This is a genomic window from Lysobacter sp. CA199, assembly GCF_052078715.1.
Classification (GTDB): domain Bacteria; phylum Pseudomonadota; class Gammaproteobacteria; order Xanthomonadales; family Xanthomonadaceae; genus Lysobacter.
Genome location: NZ_JBQJIL010000026.1, coordinates 7,918 through 16,230, shown reverse-complemented (window position 1 = coordinate 16,230; position 8,313 = coordinate 7,918). Strand labels below are relative to the sequence as shown.

Sequence of the window (8,313 nt, the reverse complement as noted above, 5' to 3'; positions counted from 1 at the left end):
AATCCATCAGGGCCAGCGGGCATTCGCGCCGCACAACAGGCCGGATATAAGACCGCAGTCCTGCTATCTGACCATCATCCGATCAACGGCTTGCTTTCCCGGAGGCGCCCATATAAGACCTTCCCTAAGGACCTAGCTGGCCGTGAAGCGGTTATAGTTCGATCGGAAGTATCGGAAGAAGTTCCTACCATTCGTCTGAAAAGCGCGCGGCGATACCCATCATTTTTCAAGGCAGACTTTTGATTCCCGATACCGCGCGATCAGCACCTCGCGTTTGCCGCACTTCCCACTCGACATGCCACCGTCTACGTCGGTTGCAGGGATCTCTATTTAACGCTGCCCCTCAGCCAATCGATGCTTACGCCGCGCACGCCCGTGCGAGCGATCAACGCCTCGCGCTTGGCGATGTCGCAGTCTTCGCTTAACAGGCCGGGATGGAATAACTGGTGCAATTCCAGTTCAAGGACGACATCGCCCTTCGCGCGCGCTTGTGTGTGGAGTCGCGTTCCGATGACAGCCGCGGCGACCGTATCGCCGCGCTGTCGCGCTTCGAAAGCATCCAGCAGGTCCAGCCTGCTGGCGAAGTACCACGCACTGGGTGGAATAGACCGGCGCACTTCGGCGGCGTAAAGCCTACTTTTCGCCCAGTCGCCACGCACGGCGGCGTTCTCAGCTTGTCCGGTGAGCACCGCCGTGGTCAACAACGCATATCCTGCCGCACGAACCTGCGGAAGCACTTCCGCATAGATGCGTTCGGAGCGTTCGATATCGCCCATTCGCGTGGAAAAGCTAGCGATGTCCACCGACTGTAGCCAACTGTCTGGAGGGGTGGTCGTCAGGCCTTCTTCTGCCCGGTGCAACAGCCGCCTGGCGTGCGCATGATCTCCTGCCAGCCATTCCGCGTGACTACGTCCCAACTCAAGTACCCATCGTGTGCTCATCGCTTCGCCCTGTGCGCAACGGCCCAGGCTCTTACGTGCATCAGCCAAACGCCCGAGGGGAATGAGCATATCTAAGCGAGCACACGCCAGCCGCGCAAGTGATTCGGATTCGAGATGGCCCGGGAGCGGCGCTGGCAGCAGTTTTTCTGTTTCGTCCAGAATCCTTAGCCCTTCAGAGAAATCCCCGCGAATCACCGCCAAGCCCGCAGCATTCTGGTCCGACAGAAGTCGAACGCGCCCGCGAACATTCAATCGATGCTGTCGTTCGGCTGTGGCGGCAGCACTGTCCAGCTGCGCGGTCAGGATTTCCACATTTAGCAGTTGCAGATTTACCTTGCTCATCAACACAGCGTCGCCCGACGCGATCGCGACGGCAGAGGCCTGCAGCAGGCGCGAACGATAGGAACTCACATCGCCGGTGCGCATGTGTTGGACCGCGCTGGTGAGCAGAACGTAAACCTCTAGGCGGCGATAACCGCCGGCGTTGGCGCGGGCGAGCAACGCGTCCACTTCGGCATCCAGATCGGTTGCCGGCGCACCGGCCATGCGGTTGAGGAATGATGCGTAAAGCGCGCCGGTCGAGTTGCCCGCCTGCTCATACAGTTGCGCCGCTCGCGCATAGGCAGGAACTAAATTTCGCTCGGGGTATTGAGCTGTGTCGGCATGCCCTTGGAGCAGACACGCTTCCGCCCGTTCGAGCGTCCACTCGACGCCGGCATCGCGAGTCAGCCGTTCCACCTCGATTGCCGAAGCTCTCATCTGCACCGGATCGCCGAGCTCGCCATGCGCCTGAGATCGCAACAAGCGTTTAGCAATACGCACACCCAACGCATCGGACTGGCCTTTGCGATCGGCCAACCTCGACAAAGCGCGCTCCGGGTCGCCGGTGGCGATCAACAATCGCGCGTACCTCAGCTGATAGTCGGTCTTATTCGGATAACGGCCCGCCAAGGATGCGTAAGTCGCCAGCGCCTGGGCCGCCGCGCGCGGATTCATCGCTTGTCGCAGCGCGCGCAGCGAAGCGGTCGCTGCGCGCGGCGAATCGCCGAGCAATCGCAACGCAATATCAAATTGCTCAGTGGCCGCTGCGGCCTGACTAAGCTCCGCCAACGCGCCAGCCAATTGCAACCGCGCTAGGGCGAAGCGCGGCGCCAGCTTCACCAACTCAGTTCCGAGACGCGCCGCCGCCATCCAGTCGCGATGCTGCAACGCGTGAGCGAACCTCTCATAGTGCTTAGCCGCTCCTGCGCTCACCTCGAGCTTAGGCCACGGCGTCGCTTGATCGGGCACCAAACGAGCCATGATCTGATGGGAAAGCGAGTCCACGAGGACCGGCATGTCCTCTTGACTCCCCATAACCTCCATACGTTCTTCGTCGCCGTCTTGCAGAAGGCGGGCATAGAGCACCATTTTCCCCGGATCGTCCGCTGCCTCCACGGACGACAGGAGCACAACGCTGGACGAAGATGACCCCTTGCCGGCCGCGAGATCGCTTTCGGTGAGCAGGTTGACTTCAGGAAGACTGGACAATTTCCAGGATAGCCACTGCTCCAGGAGTTTGGACGGCCATGACGAGGAAGCGTTGTCGTCCTCCATCATCACCAGCGCCACCGAGATGTCCGCATCGCCGACCGCGGGTCGGCCTGCAAGCCAAACTACCATCACCACCATGAGTGACAGCGACGCGACAATCCATGCATACGGGCACTTACAGCGTACCGACTTCGACGGCGCGACTGCGGCTGCGGCTGCGGCTGCGGCTGCGGCTGCGGCTGCCTGTAGGGTAGATCGCAAATCAGGCACGGGCGCAACGTCATCTATTACGACGATAGACGGCGGCGGATCCCACACTGATTCCGATGCCTCCGGCGCGATTACGACGACAGCTTTCGTGAGTGGTGCCGGGTTCATCTCGGCCGCCTGCATCGCAGGCGCAATGGAGTCTGCGTCGATTTGATCGGTGGACGGTGGCCGATCGAACCAGCGGATGGGTGCGGGCGGCTCGAACACATAGCCGCTCTTGGCGACAGTACGGATCCAGGATTTTCGCTCTTCGCCGAGTGCTTTACGCAACAGCCAAATATTTTGCGACAGGTTGGTGTCTTCCACTACCGTGCCCGACCACAGCCGGTCGAACATCTCGGTACGTGTGTGCAGCTTTTTGGGTTCGCTCAAGAACAGCAACATCAGATCGAAGATGCGCTGGGGCACCTCTACGCTTTGGTCGGAGTGGATTAAGCGCCGGAAACGCAGATCGACGGTCAGGTCCGCCACCTGCAGGTACCGCGCATCGCGCGGCCACGGTGCCGTCATAGCGCTTTCATCCTGCGGCTGAATTCGTGTGGCGCGAGTACTTCGCGACATCGATACAAGTACCACCGCAATCCGCTTGGACGTATGACTTGCCTGCTATGTAGGGAAGATCAATTTTCTGAACAATCATGCGGCCGTAGCTTTTATTTGAGATTGCAGTCGCGCGGACCGCATAGAAGAAAGCGTCGGATTGCTCAGAACGGGAATAAGTTCAATCCGACGCGTAACATTCGGGACGACCGCAGAAGCGAGACACTAGCTGGACGGGGCAATCCAGAACGTGCGTCGCGAAACACCGCGCGAGGAGGAGACGCGGCGGGACGAAACAATTGGATCACACGAACGCAAGAATCGTTCTGCCTGTTACCACGCGACTGCTGGCCATGGAGCCTAGAGCCGCGACACTAAGCACCAAGTAGAACACGTTAAGACAGATTATTGGCATTAACGATTCCATTCGATTCGAACTTGCTTATAACTTTCACCTCGAAGTAAGTCGAAGGATCGACCGTGAGACGTTCAGTGTTCAACCCGTCGCTTATCCGGCTTGAACGAGGCCCCATCGCCTGAACATTTCACTTTCCAGGCCGCGGTTTTCGGCGCATTCGTTTAGTCGCTGCTGACTGCGCTTGCGACGCCAGCGGTTGCTGGCCCTATAGCGTTCCACGCGCTCGCGCAATCTGGCGGCCAAAGCGCTGTCCAAACCAATGCCTCGCTCCACCGCGATCCAGTGCTCGTCCTCAACCCAGCGAAGAAAGCGCACGTAGATCGCCCGCCATGAGCCAAACGCTCGCGGAATACCGGTCCACGGCGCATCGTTTGCGACGACCCACAGCACCGCTTCAATGAAGGCTCGATAATTGCCGGTGTTATTGACGATGCGCGATTGGTACTGGCGCGGAAGATGCGAAGCGAGAATTTTCCACTGCTCGTCTCCGAGTTGGAACTCGCGTGGTTGGACCAGGAATAAACTCATGATAGCTAACTCCCGTTGCTTTGTGCTTGCGTTTTCTCCGGGCGCTTCCATCCGGAACCTAAACACGAATTCGTAGGTGGTAAGGCGAGTTGATTCCGCGCTCTGAAGAGCCCGGTTGTTCGCCGCGATGCGATTCGCCAAGGCAAAGCCGCCACTCCCGGCATCGCACGACTCGGCCTACCTTGCAGGCATTGCGGCAAGGCAGGCCGAATCGCTGCGCTCGGTCAGTCGCCGAGCACGCCGCTGACACCCACGTACGCACCGATGCCGTCGCTGTTAGTCGACGCACCGCCTTCCAGGCTCCAACGTCCGCTGTCGGAGGTATGCCGCAAGCTGACGCCGAACGCGGCCTCGCTCTTGTAGGCGCCGAAGCCCGCGTAGTAGGTCGTGCGACCGGCCACATAGGGCGCCGGCTTGATCGCGATCGCGGTGGCGATGCCCGATTGCATGTCGCGCTCCAGGCGACGGATGTCACCCTTGAGGTTCCACACATCGTTGCGGACGTTGGCGACCTGGCCGTCTGTGTAGCTGTTGGCCTGGACGACCGCATCGCTCATGCCGGACTTCAACTGGCCAACGTTGACCGCATCGGTCGCCGCGGTGCCGGCCGCGACGTTGTGCAACGTGGTCTGACCGGTACCGTTCGGGTTGAGGGTCAAGCTGTTGGTGTTGTTGCTGCCGTCGGCGTTCTTGTCGTATTGCAAACCGCCGGTGGTGAAGCCCTTCAACTGCGAGACGTTGACCGCATCGGTATCGGCCGTACCGGCTGCGACGTTGGTCACCCGGCGTTCGCTGCCTGCGGAACCGACCGATACTGTGCCCTCCTGGTTCGCCACCGAGCCTGCGCCCAGGGCGACGGCGTTGCCCGCCGAGGCGATGGCACCGTTGCCGAGCGCCGTGCTGCCGGTGCCCGAAGCCACCGCACCCGCACCGCCCGCCGCCGCGTTGCTGCCGCTCGCCGTCGGAGCCACAGTGTTGTCCTGACTCACCTGGAACAGACCCGCCGAACCGTTCTTGACGTTGTTGACGTCGCCTTCGACTGCGGTGATGCGGTTGTCGTACTGGGCGACGTTGCCGGCGATCTGATCGACGCGCGTGTCGGTGTAGCTGTTGGCCTGGGTGACGGCGTCATTCACGCCGGCTTGCAACTGCGCGACGTTGACCGCGTCGTCCGCCGCCGAGCCCGCCGCGACGCCGCCGATGGTGCGACCGCCTACCTGGACCTGGCCGGTCGAGTTGCTGCTGCCGACATAGGCCGCGTTGTAGCCACTTTGCGCGCCGACCGTGGTTGACGAGCCGGCACCCAGCGCAACCGAGTTGGCATGGCCGGCGACCGAATCGCGACCCACCGCCACGGCGTTCTCGGTCGAGGCGGTGGCGTTGTAGCCGATCGCGCTCGAACCCACACCCTGTGCATGCGCATCGGCTTCGGCCAAGCCGGTGTCGTTGCTGCGCGCATAACGCAGACCGCGTCCGTTCTGGGCGACATAGGCCGCATCGTTGGGGCCGGTGACGCCGTAGAGCTGGGCGCCGTTGACCGCATCGGTCGATGTGGCCGACACGTCGCCCTGGGCCAGGTTGGTGATTCGGCTGCCTCCGGTCACACCGCCATCGGTGCTCACCGGACCGGCCAAGGTCGCCTTGCTGTAGTCGACTTCACCCGGGTCGATCTCGCCATCCGCATCGAGGTCGTTCCAGTCGTACTTCACCGCACGCTGCTCAGCCTGAGTGGCGCTGGTCGCCACCGCCTTGAGTTGGCCGACGTTGGCGGCATCGGTATCCTGCGCACCCGCGGCGACACCGGTGACTCGGCGGTTGCCGACGTTGACCTCGCCGGTGGCGGTGCCGCCGACCAAGTAGGCCGCGTTGCCGAGCGTGCTGCCGTTGGCGACCGAACCCGCACCGAGCGCCACGCTGCCCGCGTGACTGGCTTGGCTGTCACGACCGATCGCGACCGCATCGGCCGCCGAACTGGTGGCGTTGTAGCCCACCGCCGTGGAACCCACGCCTTGCGCGTGCGCATCGTCCTCGACCAGGCCGGTGTCGTTGGTGCGCGCATAACGCGTGCCGCGGCCGTTCTGTTGCAGGTACGCCGGATCGGTCGGGCCGACGGCGTTCTGCAGGTTGGTGATGTCCCCTTCGTTGGTGGTGACGCGATTGTCGAGGTTGGCGATGTCGCCTTCGTTGGTGGTCACACGACCGTCCAGCGCCGCGACGTCCTGGTTGGTCTGGAACAGCTGCGAGCCGTTGACGGCATCGGTGCTGGCGGCGCTTAGATCCGCCGGCGCCACGTTGACGATCTTGTTCGGGCCGGTGCCGAGGTGGTTAGCGTTATAGGCACCGGTGCCGCCGTTCGCGGTGGGATCCCACAGCAACGAGTCCTGGCCCAGCGAGGTGACCTTGCTTTCCACCGCCTTGAGCTGACTGATGTTGGCTGCATCCGTGTCGCCCGCGCCCGCCGCCACGTTGGTCAGACGACGTTCGCTGCCGGTTGCGCCGATAGACACTTCCCCAACCGGTGCGAGTCCGGCGACCGCGTAGGTCGAGGCCGGCGGAACATATCCCGCGTTTCCGAGCGTGCTGCCGTCGGCCACCGCATTGGCGCCGAGTGCGACGCTGCCGGCATGGCTGGCCTGACTATCACGACCGATCGCGACCGCATCGGCGGCCGAACTGGTTGCGTTGTAGCCCACCGCGGTCGAACCCACGCCTTGCGCGTGTGCGTCGTCTTCCGGCAGGCCGGTGTCGTTGGTGCGCGCATAACGCGCACCGCGGCCGTTCTGCTGCAAGTAGGCCGGATCGGTCGGACCGACGGCGTTCTGCAGTTCGGTGATGTCGCCCTCGTTGGTGGTGACGCGGTTGTCGAGGTTGGTGATATCGCCTTCGGCCGTCGTGACCCGGGTGTCAAGGGCTGCGACGTCCTCGTTGGTTTGGAACAGTTGTGAGCCGTTGACCGCATCGGTGCTAGCCGCGCTCAGATCGGCGGCGGCCACATTGACGATCTTGTTCGGACCGGCGCCGAGATGATTGGCGTTATAGGCACCGGCACCGCCGTTGGCCGTTGGATCCCACAGCAGCGAGTCCTGGCCCAGCGAGGTGATCTTGCTGTCCACCGCCTTGAGCTGGCTGATGTTGGCCGCATCGGTATCGCCCGCACCCGCGGCGACGTTGGTCAGACGGCGTTCGCTGCCGGCCGCACCGACCGAGACTTCACCGATCGGCGCTGTACCGGCCACCGCATAGGTCGAAGCCGGCGGCACGTAGGCCGCGGTGCCGAGGGTGGCGCCGTTGGCCACGGCGTTGGCGCCCAGGGCGACGCTGCCGGCGTGAGTAGCCTGACTATTGACGCCGAGGGCAACCGACGAGTCCGCCGCGGCGTTTGCTTCGTTACCCACGGCCGTCGATTGGAAACCCGCGGCGGTGGCGAATGTGCCCAGCGCCGACCCAAGGACGCCGCTGGCGTTGGCGCTCGAGCCTACAGCCACCGCCAGTCGGCCCGCCTGGGTTTGATCGCCCAGGGCCAGTGCGAAATTGGCACTGGCCTGCGCATTATCGCCCAAGGCAATGGCGAATTCCCCGGTCGCCTGCGCGCCGGAACCGATCGCCATGGCGCTGAGCTGGTTGGCCACCGACGATTCGCCGATCGCAATGGCATCGACGGCCGAGGCCCGTGCCTCCCAGCCTACGGCGGTGGCGTGCTGACCGGTCGCGAAGGCGTCCGACTGAGGGCTGCCGGTGTCGTTGGTACGCACGTAGCGCACGCCGCGACCATTAGCGTCTTGGTAGGCCTGGTCCGTCGGGCCGATCGCGTTGTTGATGTTGCTAAGGTTGCCCTCGGTCGCGGTGACGCGTCCATCTAGCGCCGTCACGTCCTGGTTGGTCTGGAACAACTGCGAACCGTTGACCGCCTCGGTGCTGGCCACACTCAGATCGGCCGCGGTCACGCCGCTGATCTTGCCGCTGCCGCCGTCATTGATGACGGTGTTGCCGAACTTCGGCGAATCGGCCAACTGCACGTTGATCGCGCCGGTGGTCGGGTCGGTCACCGTCTTGAGGTTGCCACCGCTGTAGGTGCCCACCGCG

General features: G+C 63.2%; 4 protein-coding genes. 1 reads left to right on the top strand and 3 read right to left on the bottom strand.

Annotated elements, in window-relative coordinates; all coding sequences use genetic code 11:
- Window positions 1-243 (top strand): hypothetical protein (locus tag ACTOWJ_RS29165; RefSeq protein WP_441338146.1); only part of this gene is annotated, 243 nt, incomplete at its 5' end.
- Between the two features lie 83 nt (window positions 244-326).
- Here the strand turns inward: ACTOWJ_RS29165 and ACTOWJ_RS29160 are convergent.
- The 3 genes from ACTOWJ_RS29160 to ACTOWJ_RS29150 form a co-directional block, all read right to left on the bottom strand.
- Window positions 327-3,254 (bottom strand): winged helix-turn-helix domain-containing protein, encoded by a 2,928-nt coding sequence (locus tag ACTOWJ_RS29160; RefSeq protein ID WP_441338145.1) that lies wholly within the window; start codon window positions 3,252-3,254, stop codon window positions 327-329.
- Window positions 3,255-3,792: 538 nt separating this feature from the next.
- A complete protein-coding gene (locus ACTOWJ_RS29155) occupies window positions 3,793-4,230 on the bottom strand; it encodes a transposase (RefSeq protein WP_441338144.1) in 438 nt (145 codons plus the stop codon).
- A 224-nt stretch (window positions 4,231-4,454) separates the two neighbouring features.
- The coding region (locus tag ACTOWJ_RS29150; RefSeq protein ID WP_441338143.1) for a YadA-like family protein at window positions 4,455-8,313 on the bottom strand (3,859 nt) is incomplete at its 5' end.

Excerpts from the sequence above, each read along its gene's own strand:
- ACTOWJ_RS29160 (WP_441338145.1), bottom strand. The coding sequence starts at position 3,254 with ATGACGGCACCGTGGCCGCGCGATGCGCGGTACCTGCAGGTGGCGGAC.
- ACTOWJ_RS29155 (WP_441338144.1), bottom strand. The coding sequence starts at position 4,230 with ATGAGTTTATTCCTGGTCCAACCACGCGAGTTCCAACTCGGAGACGAG.